This window comes from Actinoplanes sp. L3-i22, assembly GCF_019704555.1.
Taxonomy (GTDB): Bacteria; Actinomycetota; Actinomycetes; order Mycobacteriales; family Micromonosporaceae; genus Actinoplanes.
Genome location: NZ_AP024745.1, coordinates 5,381,648 through 5,404,012 on the forward strand (window position 1 = coordinate 5,381,648; position 22,365 = coordinate 5,404,012).

21 protein-coding genes are annotated in these 22,365 nt (G+C 71.7%); 11 read left to right on the forward strand and 10 right to left on the reverse strand.

Going from position 1 to position 22,365, the window contains the following annotated elements; genetic code table 11:
• Positions 1–6: 6 nt before the first annotated feature.
• A complete protein-coding gene (locus L3i22_RS23920) occupies positions 7–1,479 on the reverse strand; it encodes an MFS transporter (RefSeq protein ID WP_221329180.1) in 1,473 nt (490 codons plus the stop codon).
• 206 nt (positions 1,480–1,685) lie between these two features.
• Here L3i22_RS23920 and L3i22_RS23925 point away from each other — a divergent pair, with 206 nt between their 5' ends.
• From L3i22_RS23925 to mftR, 4 genes are all read left to right on the forward strand, one after another.
• Complete coding sequence (locus tag L3i22_RS23925) at positions 1,686–3,182, forward strand: aldehyde dehydrogenase (RefSeq protein WP_221329181.1); 1,497 nt, start codon at positions 1,686–1,688, stop codon at positions 3,180–3,182.
• 12 nt (positions 3,183–3,194) lie between these two features.
• Complete coding sequence (locus L3i22_RS23930) at positions 3,195–4,052, forward strand: mycofactocin-coupled SDR family oxidoreductase (protein WP_221329182.1); 858 nt, start codon at positions 3,195–3,197, stop codon at positions 4,050–4,052.
• Between the two features lie 150 nt (positions 4,053–4,202).
• Entirely contained in the window at positions 4,203–5,381 is a 1,179-nt protein-coding gene (mftD, locus tag L3i22_RS23935; RefSeq protein ID WP_221329183.1) for a pre-mycofactocin synthase MftD, read from the forward strand.
• Positions 5,382–5,480: 99 nt separating this feature from the next.
• Entirely contained in the window at positions 5,481–6,098 is a 618-nt protein-coding gene (gene mftR, locus L3i22_RS23940; protein ID WP_221329184.1) for a mycofactocin system transcriptional regulator, read from the forward strand.
• Here mftR and mftF read toward each other — a convergent pair.
• From mftF to mftA, 6 genes are read right to left on the reverse strand one after another with little or no spacing between them, the layout of a single operon-like run.
• Entirely contained in the window at positions 5,990–7,474 is a 1,485-nt protein-coding gene (gene mftF, locus L3i22_RS23945) for a mycofactocin biosynthesis glycosyltransferase MftF (protein ID WP_221329185.1), read from the reverse strand. The two genes, mftR and mftF, sit on opposite strands and share 109 nt — an antisense overlap.
• On the reverse strand, positions 7,471–8,169 hold the full coding sequence (mftE, locus tag L3i22_RS23950) for a mycofactocin biosynthesis peptidyl-dipeptidase MftE (RefSeq protein WP_221329186.1): 699 nt from the start codon (positions 8,167–8,169) through the stop codon (positions 7,471–7,473). Before mftE ends, mftF begins: the two co-directional genes overlap by 4 nt.
• Complete coding sequence (gene mftD, locus L3i22_RS23955) at positions 8,166–9,326, reverse strand: pre-mycofactocin synthase MftD (RefSeq protein ID WP_221329187.1); 1,161 nt, start codon at positions 9,324–9,326, stop codon at positions 8,166–8,168. Before mftD (L3i22_RS23955) ends, mftE begins: the two co-directional genes overlap by 4 nt.
• A complete protein-coding gene (gene mftC / locus L3i22_RS23960; RefSeq protein ID WP_221329188.1) occupies positions 9,326–10,483 on the reverse strand; it encodes a mycofactocin radical SAM maturase in 1,158 nt (385 codons plus the stop codon). Before mftC ends, mftD (L3i22_RS23955) begins: the two co-directional genes overlap by 1 nt.
• Positions 10,480–10,764 (reverse strand): mycofactocin biosynthesis chaperone MftB, encoded by a 285-nt coding sequence (gene mftB / locus L3i22_RS23965; protein WP_221329189.1) that lies wholly within the window; start codon positions 10,762–10,764, stop codon positions 10,480–10,482. The genes mftC and mftB overlap by 4 nt, the downstream gene beginning before the upstream one ends.
• A gap of 10 nt (positions 10,765–10,774) precedes the next feature.
• The gene (mftA, locus tag L3i22_RS23970) at positions 10,775–10,903 is read right to left on the reverse strand and encodes a mycofactocin precursor MftA (RefSeq protein WP_221329190.1); all 129 of its coding nucleotides are present in this window, start codon (positions 10,901–10,903) and stop codon (positions 10,775–10,777) included.
• A 68-nt stretch (positions 10,904–10,971) separates the two neighbouring features.
• Between mftA and L3i22_RS23975 the strand changes: the two genes are divergently transcribed.
• Positions 10,972–12,357 (forward strand): GMC family oxidoreductase, encoded by a 1,386-nt coding sequence (locus tag L3i22_RS23975; protein WP_255658539.1) that lies wholly within the window; start codon positions 10,972–10,974, stop codon positions 12,355–12,357.
• On the opposite strand, the gene L3i22_RS23980 is transcribed toward L3i22_RS23975, so the two are convergent.
• Entirely contained in the window at positions 12,265–13,167 is a 903-nt protein-coding gene (locus L3i22_RS23980) for a helix-turn-helix transcriptional regulator (protein ID WP_221329192.1), read from the reverse strand. The genes L3i22_RS23975 and L3i22_RS23980 overlap by 93 nt on opposite strands.
• 101 nt (positions 13,168–13,268) lie before the next feature.
• Between L3i22_RS23980 and L3i22_RS23985 the strand changes: the two genes are divergently transcribed.
• Entirely contained in the window at positions 13,269–13,988 is a 720-nt protein-coding gene (locus L3i22_RS23985) for an SDR family NAD(P)-dependent oxidoreductase (RefSeq protein WP_221329193.1), read from the forward strand.
• A 24-nt stretch (positions 13,989–14,012) separates the two neighbouring features.
• Here L3i22_RS23985 and L3i22_RS23990 read toward each other — a convergent pair whose 3' ends face one another.
• Both L3i22_RS23990 and L3i22_RS23995 read right to left on the reverse strand, forming a co-directional pair.
• Positions 14,013–17,594 carry a WD40 repeat domain-containing protein gene (locus L3i22_RS23990; RefSeq protein WP_221329194.1) on the reverse strand — a complete coding sequence of 1,194 codons (3,582 nt, stop codon included), beginning with the start codon at positions 17,592–17,594 and terminating at the stop codon, positions 14,013–14,015.
• Between the two features lie 155 nt (positions 17,595–17,749).
• Positions 17,750–18,499 carry an SDR family NAD(P)-dependent oxidoreductase gene (locus tag L3i22_RS23995; protein ID WP_221329195.1) on the reverse strand — a complete coding sequence of 250 codons (750 nt, stop codon included), beginning with the start codon at positions 18,497–18,499 and terminating at the stop codon, positions 17,750–17,752.
• 269 nt (positions 18,500–18,768) lie between these two features.
• Between L3i22_RS23995 and L3i22_RS24000 the strand changes: the two genes are divergently transcribed.
• The 5 genes from L3i22_RS24000 (at position 18,769) to L3i22_RS53680 (ending at position 22,354) form a co-directional block, all read left to right on the forward strand.
• Positions 18,769–19,980 (forward strand): cytochrome P450, encoded by a 1,212-nt coding sequence (locus tag L3i22_RS24000; RefSeq protein ID WP_255658540.1) that lies wholly within the window; start codon positions 18,769–18,771, stop codon positions 19,978–19,980.
• 3 nt (positions 19,981–19,983) lie between these two features.
• Positions 19,984–20,187: a ferredoxin gene (locus L3i22_RS24005; protein WP_221330124.1), complete on the forward strand. Its 204-nt coding sequence runs from the start codon at positions 19,984–19,986 to the stop codon at positions 20,185–20,187.
• Positions 20,188–20,285: 98 nt separating this feature from the next.
• A complete protein-coding gene (locus L3i22_RS24010; RefSeq protein ID WP_221329196.1) occupies positions 20,286–20,945 on the forward strand; it encodes a Type 1 glutamine amidotransferase-like domain-containing protein in 660 nt (219 codons plus the stop codon).
• A gap of 120 nt (positions 20,946–21,065) precedes the next feature.
• On the forward strand, positions 21,066–21,953 hold the full coding sequence (locus tag L3i22_RS24015) for a hypothetical protein (protein ID WP_221329197.1): 888 nt from the start codon (positions 21,066–21,068) through the stop codon (positions 21,951–21,953).
• A 119-nt stretch (positions 21,954–22,072) separates the two neighbouring features.
• Positions 22,073–22,354: a hypothetical protein gene (locus L3i22_RS53680; RefSeq protein ID WP_255658541.1), complete on the forward strand. Its 282-nt coding sequence runs from the start codon at positions 22,073–22,075 to the stop codon at positions 22,352–22,354.
• The last annotated feature ends 11 nt before the right edge of the window (positions 22,355–22,365 follow it).

Sequence of the window (22,365 nt, forward strand, 5' to 3'; positions counted from 1 at the left end):
AGTCGTTCATGCGGAGAGATGGGTCAACTGACCTTGCGACTCCGCCTGGCCGAGGTCGCCGGCCGTCTCGCCGAGCGTGCCCTTGCGGATGAACAGCGCCACCACGAAGGCCAGCACCGCGCCGACCGCGATGATCGCGAACAGGATGTTGTAGCTGGCATGGGTGCTGAACGGGGTGCCCTGGATCAGGTGCTGGGACAGGATGGTCGTCCCGACCGAGGTGCCGACGGCCGCGAACGCGTTCTGGGTGACCATGTAGAAGCCGGACACCTCGCTGGTGTTCTCGCCGTGCACGCCCTCGACGATCAGGTTCGGCAGCGAGCTGAGCATGAATCCGGTGGCGCAGGTCAGCACGAGCTGCGAGACGATCCACCCGGCGACCGTGCCGAGCAGCAGGGCCGAGAGGACCGCGGCGGCCAGGCCGAACGCGGCGCCGATCAGGAACGCGTTGCGCGAGCGCCCGCCGCGCGAGAGCCGGCCGCTCAGCGGGGCGATCGCGAAGCCGAGCAGCGAGCAGGCGAACGAGATGTCCCCGGCGACCCCGGCGCTCAGGCCGAGGCCGACCGGCGCGATCTTCGGCATCTGCATGACCAGCTGGCCGAGGAAACCGGAGATGCCCAGCGTGCCGAAGGAGACCAGCATCGTGACGACCAGGGTCAGGCCGATCTTGCGCGAGGCGAAGTACCGGACGTTGAGCAGTGGGTTGTCGTGGAAGTACTCCCAGGCCACCCAGGCGGCCAGCACCAGCAGGCCGCCGGCGATGAAGCCGAGGGTCTTGCCGCTGTCCCAGCCCCAGTTGCTGCTCTCGTGGATGCCGTACATGGCCAGGGCGATGCCCGGCGCGAACAGGATGCCGCCGAGCCAGTCGATCTTCGCGAAGCCGGTCCGGCTGACCGCCGCCGGCAGCAGGACCGCGCCGGCCGCGGTGACCAGGGCGAGCACCAGGGAGACCACGAAGATGTAGTGCCAGCCCCAGGCGTCGTAGATGTTGCCCGCGACGATGTTGCCGGCCGCGCCACCGCACATCGCCGCGCCGGCGACCGTGGCCACCGCGACCGGCAGGTTCCTACGCGGCAGGTTCTCGCGCAGGATGCCGACGCAGAGCGGGACCAGGCCACCGGCCAGGCCCTGGATCGACCGCCCGGCGATCAGCACGGCCAGGCTGTGCGCGAACAGGCTGACCGCCGAGCCGACCACTGACGCGAGCAGCACGACGATCAGGACGTTGCGACGGCCGAAGGCGTCTCCGAGGCGACCGCTGATGGCCGCCGACGCGGCGCCGACCAGGAGGAACCCGGTGAGGATCCATCCGGCGGCACTGGGCGTGGAGTGGAACTGCTCGATGATCCCGGGCAGTGCGGTGTACATCATCGTCGCCTCGAACGAGCTGACGACCGCGGCCAGGATCAGGATCGTGATGATCAGCGCGGGGGCGCGCTGGGCCCGCGGCGGCGCCGTCGGGCCAAGGGAATCTGCCATTCTCGCCTCTTTCATTCGGCGTTTCGTTGTAGAGAACGCGTGATCTCTACAACGTGATCGAGTGTGTTGGAGGTAACAATGGCTGTCAAGGACGTGTTACGGGAGGCGACCTTCCAGGCCCACGTCCTTGACAGTGACCAGCCGTAGTCCGATGCTGTTCGTGTTTACAATGAAACAGTCGTTCTACTAAAGGGAACGGTGGTCGGATGTCCAGCGAACTCCGCGCTGATCAGCGGGACGCCGAGGTGCCGCTGCGGCACCCGGAGAGGTTCTTCATCGACGGGCGGTGGGTCGCACCGGCCTCGGCCGCGAGCTTCGGCATCGTGGACCCCGCCACGGAGGAGCTCTACTACCGCGTGTCGCTCGCCGGCGAGGCGGACATGTCGGCGGCCATCGCGGCGGCCCGCACCGCGTTCGACCGCACCGGCTGGTCGCTGCTGCCCCCGGCCGAGCGCGCCGCCTGGGTGCACAAACTCGCCGAGGGCCTGCGGCGCCGGGCGGACGACGCCGGGCTGCTCTGGACCCGGCAGGTCGGCGTCCTGCACACGATGGCGGTCGCCTCGATGGCCCGGGTCGGCGCCACCTACGACTTCTACGCCGACCTGGCCGCCGACTTCGAGTGGGCGACCCGGCACACGCCGATGCAGGGCGGCTTCGGCGCGGTCGTGCGCGAGGCGATCGGCGTGGTCGGGGCGATCGTCGCCTGGAACACGCCCGCCTCGCTGATCGCCTACAAGGTCGCGCCGGCCCTGGTCGCCGGCTGCACGGTCGTCGTCAAGGCGCCGCCCGAGGCGCCCGGCGAGGCCTACGTGCTGGCCGAGGTCGCCGAGGAGATCGGCCTGCCGGCCGGCGTGCTCAACGTGCTGACCGCCGACCGGGAGGCCTCCGAGCTGCTGGTCCGGGATCCGCGGGTCGACAAGATCGCCTTCACCGGCTCCAGCGCGGTGGGCCGGCGGATCGCGAGCATCTGCGGCGAGCGGGTGGCCCGCTACACCCTCGAACTGGGCGGCAAGTCGCCGGCGATCATCTTCGACGACTACGACCTGGACACCGCGGCCAAGGCGCTGGCCGCCGCCGAGTGCACGCTCAACGGGCAGGTGTGCGCGTCACTGACCCGGATCATCGTGACCCGCGACCGGCACGACGCGTTCGCCGAGGCGCTGGCCGGCCACTTCAGTGCGGCCCGGATCGGCGACCCGTTCGACCCGAACGCGCAGATCGGGCCGCTGGCCATGGAGCGCCAGCGCGACCGGGTGGAGAGCTACATCCGGAAAGGTGTGGCCGAGGGCGCCAAGCTGATCGGCGGTGGCGGCCGGCCCAAGGACTTCGACCGCGGCTACTACCTCGAGCCGACCGTCTTCGCCGGCGTCGACAACCAGTCGACGATCGCTCAGGAGGAGATCTTCGGCCCGGTGCTGAGCGTCATCCCGGCCGACAGCGAGGAACATGCGATCGAGCTGGCCAACCAGACCGTCTTCGGCCTCAACGCGTCGGTCTTCACCAACGACATCGACCGCGCTTACCACGCGGCGCGGCGGATCCGCTCGGGCACGGTCGGGCACAACGGCTTCCGCAGCGACCCGCGGATGGGGGTCGGCGGCGTCAAGCAGTCCGGCTTCGGGCGCGAGGGCAACCGGGACGGCCTGCTGCCGTACCTGGAGCCCAAGAGCGTGATCCTCGACCAGATCCCGGCCGGTTTCTAGAAGGAGAGAGCTATGTCAGGACGTCTTGAGGGCAAGGTCGCCTTCATCACCGGCGCCGCCCGGGGGCAGGGCCGCACCCACGCGGTCCGGCTGGCCCGCGAGGGCGCCGACATCATCGCGGTCGACCTGCTCGACACCATCGACACGGTGCCCTATCCACTGTCCCGAAAAGACGATTTCGAGGAGACGGTACGGCAGGTCGAGGCGCTCGGCCGCCGGATCGTCGCCACGCCGGCCGACGTGCGGGTGCCGGCCGACCTGGCGGCCGCGGTCAGCGCGGGCATCGCCGAGTTCGGCCGCCTGGACATCGTGGTCGCCAACGCCGGCATCCTGACCATGGGGTCGGACACGGTGAAGGCGTTCCTCGACGTCGTCGACGTGAACCTGGTCGGCGTGTTCAACACCGTCGCCGCCGCCGAGCCGCACCTGCAAGCCGGGGCCTCGATCATCCTCACCGGTTCGACCGCCGCGCTGCTGGTCGGCACGGTCGACCGGGGCGGCCCCGGCGGTCTGGGCTACGCGCACGCCAAGCGGCACGTCGCCCGGCTCGGCCACGACCTGTCCCGGGTCTTCGCGAGCCGCCGGATCCGGGTCAACGTGGTGCACCCGACCAACGTGCACTCCGGAATGATGGACAACGACTTCATGTACCACGCCTTCCGGCCCGACCTGGCGAACCCGACCGGTGAGGACATGCTGCCCGCCCTGGTCGACAAGTCGCCGATGGGTGTGCCGTGGCTCGAGCCGGAGGAGGTCTCCGAGGCGGTGCTCTACTTCGCCTGCGACGAGTCGAAGTGGGTCACCGGCCAGCAGCTCAAGCTCGACGGCGGTCAGCTCGGCCCGGTCACCGACCCGGGAGTCCCCGCCTAACCCGCCTAACCCGCCGAACGCGTCGGAGCCAGGGTGCCTCAGGGCGTCCTGGCTCTTGGTGTTTGCGCTGCTCAGAGTGCCAAAACTACTTATGGCACGTGGTGCCAAAATAGCGTACGGTCATCGCAGAAGAGAAAGGGTGACAGCGCGATGGCGAGCACACGAGACTGGTTCGAGACGGTGGCCGAGGCCCAGCGGCGGGCGAAGAAGCGCCTGCCCCGCGGCGTCTACCTGGCGCTGGTGGCCGGCGCCGAGGCCGGCGTCACGATGGACGACAACGTCGCCGCGTTCAGCGAGCTGCGGTTCCGGCCGCACGTCGCCGACCTGCCGGAAAAGCGGAGCCTGGCCACCACCGTGATGGGCCAGGAGGTGAGCCTGCCGGTGCTGATCTCGCCGACCGGCGTGCAGGCCGTGCACCCCGACGGCGAGCTGGCGGTGGCCCGGGCCGCCCGCGACGCCGGCACCGTCATGGCGCTGTCCTCGTTCGCCTCCAAACCGGTCGAGCAGGTCGGTAGGGAGAACGACAAGCTGCTGTTCCAGTCGTACTGGGTGGGCAGCCGCGACGACGTGCTGGCCCGGGCCGAGCGGGCCCGCGCGGCCGGCGCCAAGGGCCTGATCGTCACCGTGGACTGGGTCTTCGGCTACCGGCGGGACTGGGGGAGTCCGTACATTCCGGAGCGGATCAACCTGAAGGCGATGCTGCGCTACGCCCCGCAGGTCGCGCCGAAGCCCGGCTACCTGTGGACCTGGCTGCGCAGCGGGCACCTGCCCGACCTGGGCGTGCCCAACCTGGGCGCCCGCGAGGCGCCGGTGCCGACCTTCTTCGGCGCCTACGGCCAGTGGATGGGCTCGGCGCAGCCGACCTGGGAGGACCTGGCCTGGCTGCGCGAGCAGTGGGGCGGCCCCTTCATGGTCAAGGGGATCACCCGGCCCGACGACGCGCGCCGCGCGGTGGACATCGGCGCCACCGCGATCTCGGTCTCCAACCACGGCGGCAACAACCTCGACTCCACCCCGGCCAGCATCCGCAACCTGCCCGCGGTGGCCGACGCGGTCGGCGACCAGATCGAGGTGCTGCTCGACGGCGGCATCCGGCGCGGCAGTGACGTGGTCAAGGCCCTCGCGCTGGGCGCGAAGGCCGTCCTGATCGGCCGCGCCTACCTGTGGGGGATGGCGGCCGGCGGCCAGCGCGGCGTCACCAACGTCCTGGAGATCATCCGCCAGGGCATCGACGAGACCCTGCTCGGCCTGGGCAGATCCTCGATCCACGAGGTCACCCGCGACGACGTCATCGTCCCCGACGGCTTCACCCTCAACGTCAAAAACTGATTTCGGTACGCGGTCAGCCCCCGCCCGTCGCCCCCGGAGGCGTGGATCCTCGTGTGCGAGGATTCACGCGACGGGCGTGGCCGACGGAGTGGAGCGAGCGTGGCGGAGCCGGCGACCGGTGCGGTCCGGAGTGGGCGGCCGCGGGTCGCGTCGCGGGCCGAGCTGGAGCGCATCGGGTTCGCGCTGTTCGAGCGGCAGGGCTTCGACGACACCACGATCGACGACATCGCCACCGCGGCCGGCATCGGCCGCCGTACCTTCTTCCGGTATTTCGCCTCCAAGAACGACCTGGTCTGGGGCGAGTTCGAGGAGCAGCTGACCCGGCTGCGGGCGCTGCTCGACGAGGTTCCCGCGGACGTGCCGATGATGGACGCGATCCGGCACGCGGTGATCGAGTTCAACCGGTTCGACAGCGCGGTCGTGCCCTGGCACCGCCGCCGCATGGAACTCATCCTGCGGGTGCCCGCGCTGCGCGCCGACTCGACGTTGCGCTACCTCTCGTGGCAGAAACTGATCACCGAGTTCATCGCCGGGCGCACCGGGCAACCCGCGGACGGCCCGGTGCCGCGACTGGCCGGCAACCTCGCGCTGACGACCAGTGTCACCGCCTACGAGCTGTGGCTGGAGGACGAGTCCGCGGACCTGACCGGGCTGCTCGACACGCTGTTCACCCGGCTCGCCGGCGCCTTCCGGGACGTGCCCGAGGTGCGCAGCTGAGGCAGCAGCGCCTTTACCGATCGGCCACGAAGAGCCGACCACCAGACCCCGCTTCCGTACGCGATGTCGTCGAGCCGATGGGCCAGCCAGTACCGCGGTGGGTCGAGGTCGATCCGCCCGCCGTTCGCGTACTCCAGGAGCACGTCGGCGACCACGGCCACCGCGGTCGCGCGGCGCACCCGCTTCGACACCAGGCAGCCCGCCACGGTCGCCGGCCACCAGTGCCGGGTGAGCAGGGCGCCGGTCTGCAGCAGCGTGCCGACCGCGCCACCGGCGGTGAGCCGCACGCCGAGCCCGGCCGACTCCTCGACGTCGAGCTTGCGGGCGATCCGCACCGCGGTCACCCCGCAGATCGCCGCCGCGACCGGAAGTGACCATCGGCGCTGAGCGAGCAGGGCAACCGTGAGGGCAGCGCTCCACGGCGCGACGATCGCCGGGGCGACCGACTCCGGGTGGCGCACGGCCAGAGGGTGCGCGCCGGTGCCGTAGACGAGCTTGCGAGTGAACCAGTCGCCGAACCTCGCCCGGTGCTCGTGCGCGGCGGCGACCGACGGCTCGAACCGGACCCGCCAGCCGGCGGCGACCGCGCGCCAGCCGAAGTCGACGTCCTCGGCGACCCGCATGTCCTCGTCGAACCCGTCGGCGATCGCCGCCACCCGGGCGATCGAGCAGGCGGTCGACGCCCAGGACACGTAGGAACCGGGCCGGACCGAGGCGGGCCGGGCCCCCAGATCCAGCGAGCCCCGCGCGTTCTCGAAGCGCCCGATCCAGGTGTGCGACGACGGGGTGTGCAGTCCGGTGATGCGGGGGACGGCCACCGCCGTACGCGGGTCATGGAAGTGTTTTAGAAGGGTTTGCACGGTGTTCTCGCCGAGCACGATGTCGGAGTCGACGAACGCCACGAACGGCGTGGTCACCTCGCGCAGGCCGGCGTTGCGGGCGCCGGCCGGGCCGAGATTGCGGGGCAGCGCGATCAGGCGCGCGCCGTGCCGGGCGGCGACCGCCGCGATGCCGGCCCGATCCTCCGACGCGTCGTCCACGACGATCACCTCGTGGCCCGGGCCGATACTGGTCAGCAGACGGTCGAGCGGCCGCGGCCGGTCGTGCACCGGGATGACATAGGTGCAGCGCGGATCCGGGTGTGGCGGCAACTCCTCGACCAGGGGATGCGCGATCGCGAGTTCGAGCAGGCGGTCGGCGAGCGTGGCGCTCGCGGCGTCGCGGACCCGCAGCTTCCGTCCGGTGAACAGCTTCTGCGCGCGCGGCGTCAGCCGCAGCAGATGGGTGGTCGGCGCGCCGCCGAGCAGCGCGCGGCCGTTGTCGACGAGCCGGGTCTTCTCGTCGAGCACGACGACGAAACCGATCGGGAGGGTCATGCCGTCACCAACCTTCCACGGGAGTCGGGGGCGAATCTGCTGATGCGCCGGATCGTGGCCGTGACCAGCGCGTCCAGCAGGTCACGGCCCTCGTCGGCGGACGCACCGGCCGGATCGCCGAGCACGCCGTTCGGTGCTACCGACCGGACTCCGCCGTTGACGAGCTCCGGCATCAGCTCGGCCAGCGGGCGGGTGTTCCCGGCGGCCGCGGCGGCCACTCGGACCTGGTCCGGGGCCAGGTGCAGCATCACGGCGGTCTCGGAGCGGCCGGCGTGCGCGTCGCCGGGGAACGCGCACGGCGTCCAGGCGACGTGGTGCCCCTCGGCCCGCAGCATCGTGACCGCGTTTTCGAGCGTGCGCACGTTGCCGCCGTGACCGTTTACGAACACCACCCGGTCGGCCCACAGCGCCAGCGAGCGCATCGTCTCGATCAATACCAGCCGCAGCGCCTCGTGCCCGATCGAGATCGTGCCGGGGAACCCCGCGTGTTCGCCGCTGTTGCCGAACGCGATCGCCGGCGTGACCAGGGCTCCGGGTAGGTCGGCGGCGGTCCGCTCGGCGACGGCGCGGGCGATGACGGTGTCGGTGGTGAACGGTAGGTGCGGGCCGTGCTGCTCGGTCGAGCCCACCGGGACCAGGACCAGCGAGCCGGCGGCGGGCACCTCGGTCCACACGGCGCGGGCCAGCTCGGTCATGGGATCGTCCGTCCTAGGGTGCGGGTGAAGCCGTCCGGGATCACCAGGTCGTCCGGTCCCAGGTCCCCGGGCGAGGCGTGGCCCAGTCCCAGGACCGCCGAGTCGAGGCCACCGCGCAGGATGTCCAGGACGTTCTCCACACCGGCCGGACCGTTCGCCGCGAGGCCCCACAGGTAGGCGCGGCCGATCAGGACGGCTTTCGCGCCGAGCGCGAGGGCTTTGGCCACGTCGCCGCCGCGCCGGATCCCGCCGTCGAGCAGCACCTCGACCTGGTCGCCGACGGCCGCGGCGATCGAGGGCAGCAGCCGGATCGTCGCCGGGGTGGTGTCCAGGTTGTTGCCGCCGTGGTTGGAGACCGACAGCGCGGTGACGCCTGCGTCGACCGCCCGGCGCGCGTCGTCGACCCGGCTGATCCCCTTGAGCAGGATTGGCCCACCCCACTGCTGCGCCAGCCAGGCGACGTCCGCCCAGGTGGGCGGCGTCGCCTGTTGCCACCGCCGGTAGGCGTCGAAGAAGGTCGTCGAGCCCTGGTTGGGGGTGGTCAGGTCCGGGATCCGCCCGGCCCGCGCGAACCGCCACAGCCAGCCCGGGTGCCGCAGCACGCCGGGAGCCATCCGCAGCATCGTCGCGAAGTCGACCTTCTCCGGGATGACCGGGCTGCCCCAGTCGCGGCCGTGCGAGAACGACCAGTCCAGGGTGATGATCAACGCCCGGCACCCCGCCGCCCGGGCCCGATCCACGCGCTGGAGAAGCGTGTCCCGGTCGGCGCTCCAATGGATCTGGAACACGGTGTCCGGGTTGGCCGCGACGACCTCTTCGACCGGCTTCGACGCGAAGTCGCTCAGGCTCATGATCACGCCACGGTTCGCGGCGGCGCGGGCGACCGCGACCTCGCCGTCCGGGTGCACGGCCTGCACCCCGGTCGGCGAGATCAGCACCGGCATGGACGTCCGCATGCCGAGCACGGTCGTGGACAGGTCCCGCTGCGCGTGCTGGCCGGCGACCCGCGGGGCGAAGCCCAGCTCGCCGAACGCGGCGACGTTGTCCGCGACGGTGCGGCCGGCCTCCGAACCGGCCAGCAGCGCGCCGTACACGACGTACGGCAAATTCTTCTTTGCCTGTCGTTGTGCCTCGGCGACCGATTCGAACCAGGGCATCAGCGCAGGTCCGCACCGGCCAGTGGCGACTCCGCGCAGGCGCTGACCGGCGGACGGGAGATGGTGACCCGGACCTTGCGGTGCGAGTGGTCGCCGGACGGCTTGGGCACCGCGCCGCGGTTGGCCAGCATCGCCTCGCCGTAGCCCTGCACGCATTCCGGGTCCGGCCCGTCCAGCGGCAGCCCGGTGAAGAACTTGGCCGCCATGCATCCGCCCTTGCAGGTGTCGAAGAACGCGCACGAACTGCACGCCCCGCCCTGCTGCGGCTCGCGCAGCCGCCGGAACAGCGCCGACTCGCGCCACACCGTCGCGAAGCCGCCCTCGCCGCGGACGTTGCCGGCCAGGAACTCGTCGTGGATCGCGAACGGGCAGGCGTACACGTCACCGACCGGGTCGATCAGGCACACCACCCGGCCCGCGCCGCACAGGTTGAGCCCGGGCAGCGGATCGCCGAACGCCGACAGGTGGAAGAACGAGTCGCCGGTCAGCACCTGCTCGCCGTTGGCCACCAGCCAGTCGTAGAGCTCGCGCTGCTGGTGCGGCAGCGGGTGCAGGTCGTCCCAGACGTCGGCGCCGCGGCCCGAGGGGCGCAGCCGGGTCAGGCGCAGCTGCGCGCCGTACCGGTCAGCGATGTCCTTGAATTCATCCAGCTGCGCGATGTTGTGCCGGGTGCACACCACCGACAGCTTGAAGTTCTTCATGCCGGCCGCGGCCAGGTTCGCCATCGCCCGCATCGCCGTCTCATAGGACCCATTTCCGCGTACGGCGTCGTTCACCTCCGCGGTCGCGCCGTCGAGCGAGATCTGCACGTCGACGTAGTCGTTGCCGGCCAGTCGCCGGGCGATCGCCGGGGTGATCCGCACGCCGTTGGTGGAGAACTTCACGCCCACGTGGTGCTCGGTGGCGTAGTCCAGCAGCTCCCAGAAGTCGGCGCGCACGGTCGGCTCGCCGCCGCCGATGTTGACGTAGAAGACCTGCATGGCCTCCAGCTCGTCGATGACCGCCTTGGCCTCGGCGGTGCTCAGCTCGCGCGGATCACGCCGGCCGGAGCTGGACAGGCAGTGCGTGCAGGACAGGTTGCAGGCGTAGGTGAGCTCCCAGGTCAGGCAGATCGGGGAGTCGAGGCCGTACTCGAAGAGATCCACCAGGGCGGTCATGGCTGCGGGCCCCTTTCGGTCAGCATGGACGATTCCGCGAGCACCGCGAGGGCTCGCGCGTACCGGGGGAGGTCGCCGACACCGGCGGCCTGGCAGGCGGCCCGCGCGCTCGGCGCGTCCGCGAGCTCCTGCACGACGGCGAGCAGCCCGCGGTCCTTGAGGAAGGACAGCTTGCGGGTGCCGAAGTGGTACAGCAGCGCCCCGAAGGGCTCGGGCCGCACCGAGACCTGCGGGTGCAGGTCCCAGGCGCGGTCCAGGTCGAAGACCGAGGCGACGGACATGGCGCGGGGTCTAGTAGACGCCGCACATGCCGTCGATGGAGACCTCTTCGACCAGGTCGTCGGCCTCGATCAGGGCCTCGGCCGGGACCTGCTCGGCGACGATCTCGGCCGGGTTGTCGGCAGTCTTCTGCTCGTCCATGATTGCTCCTCTGCCAGGGCGGATACCGTTGTTGCGAGATTAATGGCATGCGGTGCCAAAATGGAAGGGTGGAGAAGACCGAACCTGCTGACGTCGTGGTGATCGGGGCGGGCGCCGCCGGTGCCGTGCTGGCCGCGCGCCTGAGCGAGGACCCCGGCCGGGTCGTGCTCGTCCTGGAGGCGGGCCCGCTGGAACAGGACCCCGGACTGCTCGACGCCCGCCGCGTCCCCGGGGCGCAGCCCGGGCATCCGGCCACCGTCGACTACCCGGTGAACCTGATGCCCGGGCGCCCCTGGATCGTGCCGCGCGGGCGGATCCTCGGCGGCTCGACGACGGTCAACGGGGGCTACTTCATCCGCGCCCGGCACGCGGACTTCACCCGCTGGGCCGAGCCGGCCTGGGCGTACGACCGGGTACTGCCGTTGATGCGCCGGCTGGAATCCGGGCCGATGCCGATCCGCCACGCCCGCCTGGAGCATCCCGCCGCCGTGGCGTTTCAGCGGGCCGCCGCCGCTCTCGGGTTCCCGGCGGAGCCGGACAAGAACCAGCAGGGGGCGCCCGGGTTCGGCCCGGTGCCGTGCAACGTCGTCGCCGGGATCCGGCGGAACGCCGGGCTCGCCTATCTGCCCGCCGAGGTGCGCGCCCGGCCCAACCTGACCGTCCTCGGCGGGTGCCGGGCGACCCGGATCCTGACCGGGAGCGGCCGGGTCACCGGCGTGCTCACCGCGCACGGCACCGTCGCGGCCGGATCGGTCGTGCTCAGCGCCGGAGCGTTCGCCACCGCGCAGTTGCTGCTGCTGTCCGGCATCGGGCCGCGGGACGACCTGGAGCGCCTGGGGATCCCCGTGGTGCGCGACGCGCCCGGCGTCGGCGCCGGGTTCAGCGACCACCCCCACGTGGTGCTGCCGTGGGACATGCCGGCCGATCCGGGCGGCTCCTGGCTCGGCGGGTGCCTGCACCTGAACTCCAGCGACGCCGCCGGCGGTCCGGGCAACCTGGAGATCCTGCAGTCGCTGGACCCGCCGGCGTTCCTGGTGGCCGATCAGACACCGAGCCGGACCGGGACGCTGCGGCTGCGGTCGTCCGATCCGGATCAGCCGCCGGTGATCGACTACGGCTACCTCGGCACCCCGGCCAGCCGTCGCCGGCTGCGCGAGGCGGTGCGGGTCACCGCCGAGATCGCCGGCGCCCGGCTGCGCGGGCCGGCGCCCGCGACCCTGCGCGACGACCGGGCGCTCGACGAGTGGATCCGGGCGCATCTCGGGACCGCCCAGCACACCTGCGGCACGGCCCCGATGGGTCCGGTCGCCGATCAGTACGGCCGGGTGCACGGCGTCGACGGCCTGCGCCTCGCCGACACGTCACTGCTGCCCGACGCGCCGATGCGCGGACCGGCCGCCACCGCCGTCCTGATCGGCGAGCTGATCGCCGACGCCGTCCGCCGCGATTGGTGAGGCGAGATCGCGGAACACCTGGTGGGTCCGGGAGCCCGGGGCGGCGCAGTAGGCGATCAGCCGCTGGCCGGTCTCCGGGATGTGCAGGACCTGGCACTCGTACTCCAGCGGCCCCAGCCTCGCGGTCCGCACCTTCTTGGTGATCGCCCGGCGGACCTCGATGTCGTGCTCGGCCCACATCGCCGCGAACCGTGGCGCGGTGCCGAGCAGCTCGGTGACCAGGGCGGCGAGCCCGGCGTCCCCGGGATGCCGGGCGTAGGCGGCGCGCAGGTCGGCGACGGTCGACCGGGTGAACGCGTCCGCCGACCCGCTGTCCCAGCGCTCGTGGTCGACGTCGTGCCCGAACAGCCAGCGGATCATGTTCCGGTCACCGCGACCGGGATCGAGAAGATCACCCATGACGTACGGGGCCAGGCCGTTCCAGGCGAGGATGTCGTACTTGGCGTCGACGACGTACGCGGGTGTCGCCGGCAGCCCGTCCAGCAGGTAGCGGATCGCCGTGGGAATCTCGGTCGACGGGCCGCTCGCCCGCGGGGGAGTGACCCCCGCGACCCGGAACAGGTAGTCACGCTCGTCCCGGTTCAGTAGCAACGCCCGGGTCAGCGCGGCCAGGATCTGCCGCGACGGATTCGGCCCGCGGCCCTGCTCCAGCCGGATGTAGTAGTCGATCGACATGCCGGCCAGCTGCGCCACCTCCTGCCGGCGCAGCCCGGGCGTGCGCCGGCGCGACCCGTCCGGCAGCCCGACGTCACCGGGTCGCAGCCGGGCCCGCCGTGATCGCAGGAACGCCGCCAGCTCCGCCCGGTCCATCGCCCAAGGATGCCCCGGTGGCCGCCCCGGAAGGTGGTATCGGTTGTACCAGCATCGGGTGATCCCTGCCTCGCGCCGCCCGGGCCGCGCAGGATCGCGGCATGACGAAGATCGCGCTGGTCACCGGCGCCAACAAGGGAATCGGGTACGAGACCGCCCGGCTGCTCGCCGAGCAGGGCATGACGGTGCTGGTCGGGGCGCGCGACGAGGAGCTCGGCGCGACCGCCGCGGCGGCGCTCGGCGCGCGGTTCGTGCGGCTCGACGTCAGCGACGACGACTCCATCGCCCGGGCGGCCGAGCTGGTCGCCGCCGAATACGGCCGGCTGGACGTGCTGGTCAACAACGCCGGCATCACCGGCAGCGTCGAGGGCGCCCGGGGCGGCCCGAGCCGGACCAGCCGGGCGGCGCTGCGGCAGGTGTTCGAGACGAACGTCTTCGGCCTGGTCGCGGTCACCAACGCGTTCCTGCCGCTGCTGCGGAAGGCGGACGCCGCCCGGATCGTCAACGTGTCCAGCGAGGTCGGCTCGTTCACGTCGATGACCGACCCGGCGAACCCGCTCTCCGGGATGGCGGCGATCGTCTACCCGACGTCCAAGACCGCGGTCAACATGATCACCGTGATGTACGCCAAGGAGCTGGCCGGCACCGGGATCAAGGTCAACGCCGCGGTCCCCGGGCACTGCGCCACCGACCTGACCCGCCACACCGGCGACCGCAGCGCCACCGACGGCGCCACGGTCAGCGTCCACCTCGCCACCCTCCCGGCCGACGGCCCCACCGGCCGGCTCCTCACCGACGGCGGCCGCCAACTTCCCTTCTGACCCGGCCGGCACCCCCGCACCGCTTCACCGGGTGGTTCGGATGCCCAGGTTTCGCCGCGGACGATCGGTGCGGATCATGCTGGGCGTCACCCGGATGGCGATCAGCCCGGACGGGCCGCCGGCCATGATGGTGTCGCCGCCGACCACGGCGACGGACCAGACCGCGGGGCCGATCTCGATCACCTCGCCGACCCGGCCGTCGAGGTCCCAGATGGCGATCGCCCCGCCGTAGCTGCCGGTGACCACCACGGGACGGTCGTGCAGGCGGGTCACGACGACATCGCTCAGGCGCAAGCCGTGTCCGTCGTCCAGGGTGGTGTCGGCCAGGAGCGTGCCGTCCGCGGCGTCCCAGACGTGCACATGTGCCTGCGCGCCGACGCCGACGGCGACCGTCCGCCCGCCGATCCGGCCGGTGCTGATGCGCCAGATATCCGTGCCGGACCGGCATCCGTCGGCGAGTTTCCCGGCACAGAGCTCACCTTTGTCCAGGTCGACCGTCGTGATCCGGTTCCCGCCGGGCACGACCGCGACGTTGCCGATCGATGCCACCGATCTGACGAGGCCCCCGACGTCGACGGTCGCGAGCTCCTGCCGCAGCTGGTCCGGATCCCAGATCTGCAGGAGACCGGTCCTGGTCATCACCATGATCCGGCCCGGGGCCGTGCCCAATGCGGAGATCTGGCGCGGCTCACACGCGGTGAACCGGCGCCGGGTCTCGAGCGTGGCGACCTTGATGAGGTGCACGCTGCCGTCGGCCATTGCCAGCGCGAGGTCTTCCGGGCCGGGACCGGGATTGCGGGCCATCGGCGACAGGTCCTCGCACGGGGCGGGACGGGCGGCGACCGTGTGGCCGTTCGCGGGATCGAGGAGCAGGAGATGCTCACCGGTCGAAGCGAGCAGGCGTTCCTGGCCGTCTACGGGTATCGGCAGCAGCTGGCCGACGCCGAAGCCATGACGGGTCTCGGTGGTCCCGCCGGGGTACCAGATCCGCGTCGCGCCGTCGCCGCCACAGGTAGCCGCCACGGGACCGCCGGACAGGCTGAGCGTCGCGACGCCGGCGACGCCACCCTCGTGCGCGGCGATCTCCTGCGCCACGGGCCGACCGTCGGGCCAGGTCCACAGCCGCAGCCGTCCGTCGCCGCCGCCCGCCCACAACAGGCCGCCACCGATGGTCAGCGCCGTCGTGCCGATGCCGGGGCCGGTGAGGTCGTCGCCTACTCCGCGGCCGGTCAGGATGTCCCGCCGGATGATCGGGCGGTCCAGCCGGCCCCCGAGCACAGCCACGGCACGTCCGCCGGCCTCGCCGAGCGCACCCGACCACACGGGTCCGTCCGGGTCGGCGATACCGTCCTCGAAGGCCTGGAAGGGAACGCCGTACCGGGTCCCGGCCAGCAGATCGAGCGTTTCGACCGTCCCGTGCCGGTCGACCAGCAGCAGCGGGCGATCCACCACCACCGCGGCGGCGAGCGGCCGGGATCCGGCCGGAAGGCGGAGCAGTGGTCCGGCAGGCTCCGCGCGCTGCGGATCCCAGAGCCGGGCGGTTTCGGCACCCGCCAACAGCAGAAAATCCCTGCCCCGGTACGCCATCGGGGCGCAGTAGTTCGGCCGGTCCACCTCAGCCCGGGGAGTCCAGGGTTCGACGCCCCGGCTGTCCAGGTCGTATCGGCTCATGCTGCCGTCGTTGCCCAGGATGACGATGCCGCCGGGGACGGGCGCCGCCCAGCGTGCTGGCGGGCGAGGCTCGGGAAGGAAGACGGGCATGATCTGTTCCGGTGTTATCCGCCACGCGCTGATCCGGCTCTCGGAGTGCGCCACGATCAACCCGGCTCCGACTGCCACGCCGCGGACCGGGTGGGCCTGGGAACCGATCAGGCCGCTTCCGCCGGTGATGGCGTGCCATCGGGCCCACGGCACCGACCAGGGCAGTCGCAGCGGCAAGGCGCCGAGTTCGTCGGCGAGGTCGTCCGCGCCGAGCTTGCGTGCCGCCATCTGCAGGTAGGCCGCGCGCTCGCCGTCCTCGTGGACGAACAGCATCCGGCCCGCGCGCTGGACCACGTCGATGACGGCCTGGATCGCCGCGGTGGGTGGTCCCTCGGTCCGGTCGTAGACCGGCAGGTATCCGATCACCTGGTCGGGATCTGTCGCGACCAGGAACAGCGGATCGGTGAGCAGGCCGGTGATCTCGCGTGCGGCGGACGCGTGGGCGGCCAGGTGCAGGCGGACGTACTCACCGGCGGACAGCCAGTCGGGTCCGCTGCCGTCGGCCTGGGCCGGCACGTGCCTGATCAACGTGCGCATCACTACCCGGTGCGCGGCGCGGACGTCCATCCGGGCGGTGACCAGCCCCCGTAGGTGTTCCCGCAGAGCCTCGTGGAAGAGCCGGAAGGTGCGGTCGGTGACGTCCAGCAGGTGAACCGCCCGGCGCTCACCGAGCAGCCACGCCACGTCCTGTGCCGTGTAGCGGTCCGTGCCGAGTTCGGTTGCCAGCGCGGCCCACACGACGGGGTCGCTCAGACCGGCGCCCTCGGCGAAGGCCAGCGGAACCAGAAGATCGCGTACCCGCCTGCGCTCATCCCCGAATGCGGCCAGGTAGCGCTCCATCGCGGCATCGACCGAGTCCGGAAACTGTTCAGGCGAATCGTCGGTGGCCTGCGGCAGGGCTGCCAGCGTCAGACAGGTCAACTGCACGACCAGGAAGTTCGTGCCGGCGCGCCGGGCCAACGCGCCCGCCACGCGGTCCGCGAGCTCGGGCTCGTCCCGGTACGGCGAGGACACCCCGGGCTCGTCCTCGGCGGTCAGACACCGCCGGCCGTACTCGGCAAGGTCCACCTGCTCGAAGTAGGCGGGAGCTTCCAGCGGCAGTTCCACTGCGTGCGGGCCACAGCGGCGCAGCAGCGTGCGGTCGGGGCCGGTGCGCATACCGAGCAGGAGGCACAGACGCCACGCCGCCGCCCCCGCGGCCAGCGGTTCGAGCAGATCGGAGATGAGCTGCTCCGGGTCCTGGGCCTCGTCGATGGCGTCGACCACGATCCCGTAGACCGGCCGCGTCGCGTCGCGCGGCACCGCCGTCAGCAGCTCCTCGGCGGTCCGGACCGGCCTGCCCAGGTCGTGGCCGATGGCGGCGGCGACCTGATCGGTCGTCCGGCCGCGGGCATGCACGGCGCAGTGGACACTTCCCGGCGGTGGCACCAGGCCCGGTTCGTCCGGCACCTGGCCGGCAGGCACGTCTCGGCGCAACACGGCGTGCCCGAACGTCACCACCCGGCCCAGCACCGCGGATTTACCTGTCCCCGGGCCGCCGGTCACCACGCGTACCCGGAAATCGTCGGGGGACTCGCGCGCCAGCCATGCGGTGAGTTCCCGCAGCACACGCTGTCGTCCGGTGAAATACCACTGTTGGCGGAACGACGACGGCGTGACCCCTCGGCCCCGGGTCACGAAGTGCCGCCGGGTCGCGTCCATCGCCTCACCTGCCAGCCGGCGGCGATCCAGGCGCGACTCGGCGAGCACCAGCAGAATCGGCAGCGCGAACGCGAGAACGACGACGCTCAGCCAAAGGGTGATCGTGACGGCGCCGGGATCCTGTGCGCCGGAGAGCTCTGCCATCGCCGCGACCGCAACGCCGACGCCCGGGACCATGGCGAGCCACCACCGGCCCCTCCCGCTACGACTGCGTGATGCAGGGGACATACGCCGATCGTAGGGAGGAGGGGCCACCGCGCGTAGTTGCCGGATTTCGAAGCGTCAGCAATGGTGGTAGGTCATCCGAGGGCGAAGGTGCGCTCGTCGGGAGCGGCCTTGCGCAGGGCCAGGATCTGCCGGGCGAACTCGCCGACCGGCACGCGCAGGGGCAGGTCGGCCACGTCGACCGCGTCGGCGATCACCGACGCCGCCTCCTCGGTGGAGATCATGCCGGGGAAGGTGGTCTGGGCGTGCAGGTCGGCGTACGCGTCGTCGGGCCCCCGCAGCTCCCGCGGCGAGTCGAGCGCCCCGCTGGCGACCGGGCCAGGCTGCAGCAGCCCGACCGAGATCCCGTGCGCGGCGGTCTCCTGGGCCAGTGACTCGGCGAGCGCTTCGAGGGCGAACTTCGAGGCCGAGTACGCCCCGTCGAGGGGGAACGCGATCCGCCCGTTGATGCTGGACACGTAGAGGACGCGGCCGCTGCCCCGGCGGCGCATCTGCGGCAGCACGGCCCGGGTCGCCCGGATCGCGCCGACGGTGTTCACGTTGATCAGGTTCAGCAGTTCGTCGGCGGGGGTCTCCTCCACGGCGGACCGGAAGTACTGGGCCGAGTTGGAGATCAGCACGTCGACCTGGCCGGCCGCGGCGACGGCGGCGTCCACCGAGGCCTGGTCGCTGACGTCGAGCGCCAGCCGGGTGTCGACGTCGAGGTCGGCAATCGCGGACCGGCTGCGGGCGGTGGCGATCACCCGGTGGCCGCGCTTGGCCAGCTCGATCGCGGTGGCCCGGCCGATGCCGCTGGAGGTGCCGGTAATGAGTACAGCTGCCATGGTTCTCGTTCTCCCTGGTGAAAGGTGTTCTGTACTGGTTCGTCAAAAACATACCTCGGTTCTGTACTGAAGCGTCAAGAACTGGGGATGTGTTCTGTACTACACCGTCAAGAACGCGCTGCCGTGGGTGCCGTGCCGCCGTCGACCGCGTGCACGCCCGGGATTTCAAGCACTTGACTTAAACCGGGATCGGCGCGTTGACTGATCCCGACGAAGGGCAGAAATCCGCCCCAACGCCTCGGCACTGCTGTATCGAGGAGGTTATTCCCATGGCGCACGAAACCGCTGCCGCCTTCCCCATGGCACGAGCCCCGCAATGCCCGTTCGATCCGCCCCCTGACCTGCGTGAACTCCAGGAGCAGGCGCCGCTGACCCGGGTCCGGCTCTGGGACGGGTCCACACCCTGGCTGGTCACCCGGTTCGCGGAGCAGCGCACGCTGCTGGCCGACCCCCGGCTCAGCTCCGACCCGGCCCGGCCCGGCTATCCGTCGCCCTCCCCGGCGCGGCCGGCCGGCGGCACCGGCAGCAACATCGGCTTCATCCTGATGGACGACCCGGAGCACGCCCGGCTGCGCCGCATGGTGACCGCTCCGTTCGCGATCAAGCGGGTCGAGGCGCTGCGGCCGGCCGTCCAGAAGATCGTCGACGACCTGATCGACGACATGCTGGCCGGGCCGAATCCGGCCGACCTGGTCGAAGCGTTCGCCTTGCCGGTCCCGTCGCTGGTCATCTGCGCGCTGCTCGGCGTCCCGTACACCGATCACGACCTGTTCCAGGGCCACAGCCGCAACCTGATCAGCCGCAGTGTCCCGCCCGAACAGCGCGGCGCGTCGTTCCAGGCTCTGCACGACTACCTGGACCAGCTGCTCGAGCGGAAGCTCGCCGAGCCCGCCGACGACCTGCTGTCCCAATTGGTCGCCCGCGTGCGAGCGGGCGAGCTGAAACGCTCCGACGCCGCCGGTATCGGTGTGTTGCTGCTGGTCGCGGGCCACGAGACCACCGCCAACATGATCGCGCTGGGCACCCTGGCCCTGCTTGAGCACCCCGGCCAGCTGGCCCTGCTGCGCGACAGCGACGACCCGAAACTGGTGGCCGGCGCCGTCGAGGAACTGCTGCGCTACCTCAACATCACCCATACCGGCCGGCGCCGGGTCGCGCTGGACGACATCGAGATCGCCGGCGTCACGATCCGCGCGGGCGACGGCCTGATCATGGCCAACGACATCGGTAACCGTGACCCCGGCGTCTTCCCGGATCCCGGCCGTCTCGACGTGACCCGCGACGCCCGCCGGCACGTCGCCTTCGGCTTCGGTGTGCATCAGTGCCTCGGTCAGCCCCTGGCCCGGCTGGAGCTCCAGGTCGTCTACAGCACGCTCTACCGGCGCGTCCCGACCCTGCGCCGGGCGACCGCCCTGGAGAGCATCCCGTTCAAACACGACGGCGCCGTGTACGGCGTCTACGAGCTACCGGTGAGCTGGTGAGAACTGATGAAGGTCACCCTGGATCAGGACAGGTGCGTCGCCTCCGGCCAGTGCGTGATGGCCGCGCCGGAGGTCTTCGACCAGCGTGACGAGGACGGCGTCGCGGTGCTGCTCGCCACCGAGCCCGATCCGGTTCATCTCGAGGACGTGCGACAGGCCGCCGCGGTGTGCCCGGCCGTCGCCATCCGTGTCACGGCCGGCGACTGACCCGCCGCGCGGCCGGGCCGGCGTCCGGTCGCGCGCCGCCGGGGCGTCGGCGGGAGGATGGAGGCGCCCGGAACACCTGAGCGCACCTGGGGGACGCTGTGAAGCTCCTGCTGACGTCCGGCGGCGTGACCAATCCGAGCATCCGCGACGCGCTCGTGCGACTGCTCGGCAAGCCGATCGCCGACTGTCATGCCCTGGTCATCCCGACCGCGCAGTGGGGTCACCCGAGGTGCGGGCCGGCCTCGGTGCGCGGGCTGGTGGCCGCCGAGTCCGGCTTCGCGCACTTCACCGGCCTGGGCTGGGCGTCGCTCGGGGTCCTCGAGCTCACCGCGCTGCCCACCATCGGCGAGCAGCGCTGGGAGCCCTGGGTCCGGCAGGCCGACGTGCTGCTGGCCGACGGCGGCGACGCGACGTACCTGAGTCACTGGATGCGGGAGTCCGGGCTGGCCGGGCTGCTGCCGTCCATGCCGGACCAGGTCTGGGTCGGGGTCAGTGCCGGCAGCATGGTGATGACGCCGCGGATCGGCGACTACTTCGTCGAGTGGCCCGATGCTCCGGACGACCGCACCCTGGGGGTCGTCGACTTCTCGATCTTTCCGCACCTGGACGCGTTCCCGACGAACACGCTCGCGCACGCGGAGCGGTGGGCCGCCGGCCTCGGTGTCCCGGCCTACGTCATCGACGAGCAGACGGCGATCACGGTGGTGGACGGCTCGGTCGAGGTGGTCTCGGAGGGCCGGTGGACGAAGCTCGGCTGAGCGGGCGCCGGCTCACGCCGTACCCAAGCAAGGTTTTGATCGTCGAAACCCGCACGTGACATCGGCGTGATCGTCGTGCGAAGCTACCCATCGGTAACTTCAGTGACGAAGGGCGGCACCATGACCAGCGCGACCGAACCCGCGGCGATCGATCACGCGCTGGTGCGCCACACCTGGCGGGTGGCCGAGCCGCTGCACGGCATGATCTATTTCGTGCCCGAGGGGCCGGAGCGCTACGCCGCGCTCGGCATCGGCGCCCGCGAGGGCTATTTCGCGTCGCGGGCCGCCGCTCTGGGCGCCGTCGGCGCCGGCCCGGTCGTCGCCACCTTCTTCAACTTCAACCCGCGCCTGGTTGCCGCCGCCCTGCCCGCGGCCTGGGCAAAGGCCACCCCGGAGGCGATGCTGGCGGCCCGGCTGGACGCCGCCGGCGCGGCCCTGACCCGCGGTCTCGGCGACGCGGTGCACGGCCCGGAGGTGGCCGAGGCCGCCGAACTGGCCCGCCGGGCCGCCGAATCCGTCGCCGATCGTCCCGAGGGCCGCCCGCTGTTCGCCGCGCACGCCGCGCTGCCCTGGCCGGACCAGCCGCATCAGGTGCTCTGGCAGGCGCAGACGCTGCTGCGGGAGTTCCGCGGCGACGGGCACGTCGCGGCGCTGCTGCTCGCCGGGCTGACCGGGCTGGAGGCGCTGGTGCTGCACGCGGCCTCCGGTGACGTGCCGGAACGCTTCCTGCGCCGCAGCCGGGGCTGGAGCCAGGAGCAGTGGGACGGCGCCGTCGACGAGCTGCGGCACCGCGGGCTGATCGAGGCCGGCGAGCCGGTCCTGAGCGAGGCCGGCCGGGCGCAGCGCGCCGAGATCGAGGCGGCCACCGATCGGCTCGCCGCTCCCGCGTACGCGATCCTCGGCGTCGAGGGCTGCAACCGGCTGGCCGAGCTGGCCCGTCCACTGAGCCGGGCGATCGTCGCCGCCGGGCTGTTGAACGTGGACAACGCGATCCGCAAGGAGGGGTAACCCCCGGATAACCCGGGGGGCGATCCGGGGGTCTGCACCATTCTGCGGAGGCGCTCTGAGCAGCAGGATTGGTCCTGTCAGCAAGACCAGGGAACATCCCGGCAGACAGGACAGAGACCATGTGGCAGAGCAGCTACTCCTACGACGACAGCCAGACCTCCGCCTCCAGCGCGGCGGAGAGCTACCAGGGCCACTGCGGCACCGACGACTCCCAGCACCAGGATTCCCACCAGCAGGACTCCCACCAGCAGGACTTCCAGCACCAGGACTTCCAGCACCAGGACTTCCAGCACCAGGACTTCCAGCACCAGGACTTCCAGTACGAGGAGCACTACGAGTACCAGGAGTTCCACTACTACCACGCCGAGCACCACGTCGACTCGTCCGCGTTCTGCGGCTGACCGGCGGGAGG

Excerpts from the sequence above, each read along its gene's own strand:
- L3i22_RS23920 (WP_221329180.1), bottom strand. The coding sequence starts at position 1,479 with ATGGCAGATTCCCTTGGCCCGACGGCGCCGCCGCGGGCCCAGCGCGCC.
- L3i22_RS23925 (WP_221329181.1), top strand. The coding sequence starts at position 1,686 with ATGTCCAGCGAACTCCGCGCTGATCAGCGGGACGCCGAGGTGCCGCTG.
- L3i22_RS23930 (WP_221329182.1), top strand. The coding sequence starts at position 3,195 with ATGTCAGGACGTCTTGAGGGCAAGGTCGCCTTCATCACCGGCGCCGCC.
- mftD (WP_221329183.1), top strand. The coding sequence starts at position 4,203 with ATGGCGAGCACACGAGACTGGTTCGAGACGGTGGCCGAGGCCCAGCGG.
- mftF (WP_221329185.1), bottom strand. The coding sequence starts at position 7,474 with ATGACCCTCCCGATCGGTTTCGTCGTCGTGCTCGACGAGAAGACCCGG.
- mftE (WP_221329186.1), bottom strand. The coding sequence starts at position 8,169 with ATGACCGAGCTGGCCCGCGCCGTGTGGACCGAGGTGCCCGCCGCCGGC.
- mftD (WP_221329187.1), bottom strand. The coding sequence starts at position 9,326 with ATGCCCTGGTTCGAATCGGTCGCCGAGGCACAACGACAGGCAAAGAAG.
- mftC (WP_221329188.1), bottom strand. The coding sequence starts at position 10,483 with ATGACCGCCCTGGTGGATCTCTTCGAGTACGGCCTCGACTCCCCGATC.
- mftB (WP_221329189.1), bottom strand. The coding sequence starts at position 10,764 with ATGTCCGTCGCCTCGGTCTTCGACCTGGACCGCGCCTGGGACCTGCAC.
- mftA (WP_221329190.1), bottom strand. The coding sequence starts at position 10,903 with ATGGACGAGCAGAAGACTGCCGACAACCCGGCCGAGATCGTCGCCGAG.
- L3i22_RS23980 (WP_221329192.1), bottom strand. The coding sequence starts at position 13,167 with ATGGACCGGGCGGAGCTGGCGGCGTTCCTGCGATCACGGCGGGCCCGG.
- L3i22_RS23985 (WP_221329193.1), top strand. The coding sequence starts at position 13,269 with ATGACGAAGATCGCGCTGGTCACCGGCGCCAACAAGGGAATCGGGTAC.
- L3i22_RS23990 (WP_221329194.1), bottom strand. The coding sequence starts at position 17,594 with ATGGCAGAGCTCTCCGGCGCACAGGATCCCGGCGCCGTCACGATCACC.
- L3i22_RS23995 (WP_221329195.1), bottom strand. The coding sequence starts at position 18,499 with ATGGCAGCTGTACTCATTACCGGCACCTCCAGCGGCATCGGCCGGGCC.
- L3i22_RS24000 (WP_255658540.1), top strand. The coding sequence starts at position 18,769 with ATGGCGCACGAAACCGCTGCCGCCTTCCCCATGGCACGAGCCCCGCAA.
- L3i22_RS24015 (WP_221329197.1), top strand. The coding sequence starts at position 21,066 with ATGACCAGCGCGACCGAACCCGCGGCGATCGATCACGCGCTGGTGCGC.
- L3i22_RS53680 (WP_255658541.1), top strand. The coding sequence starts at position 22,073 with ATGTGGCAGAGCAGCTACTCCTACGACGACAGCCAGACCTCCGCCTCC.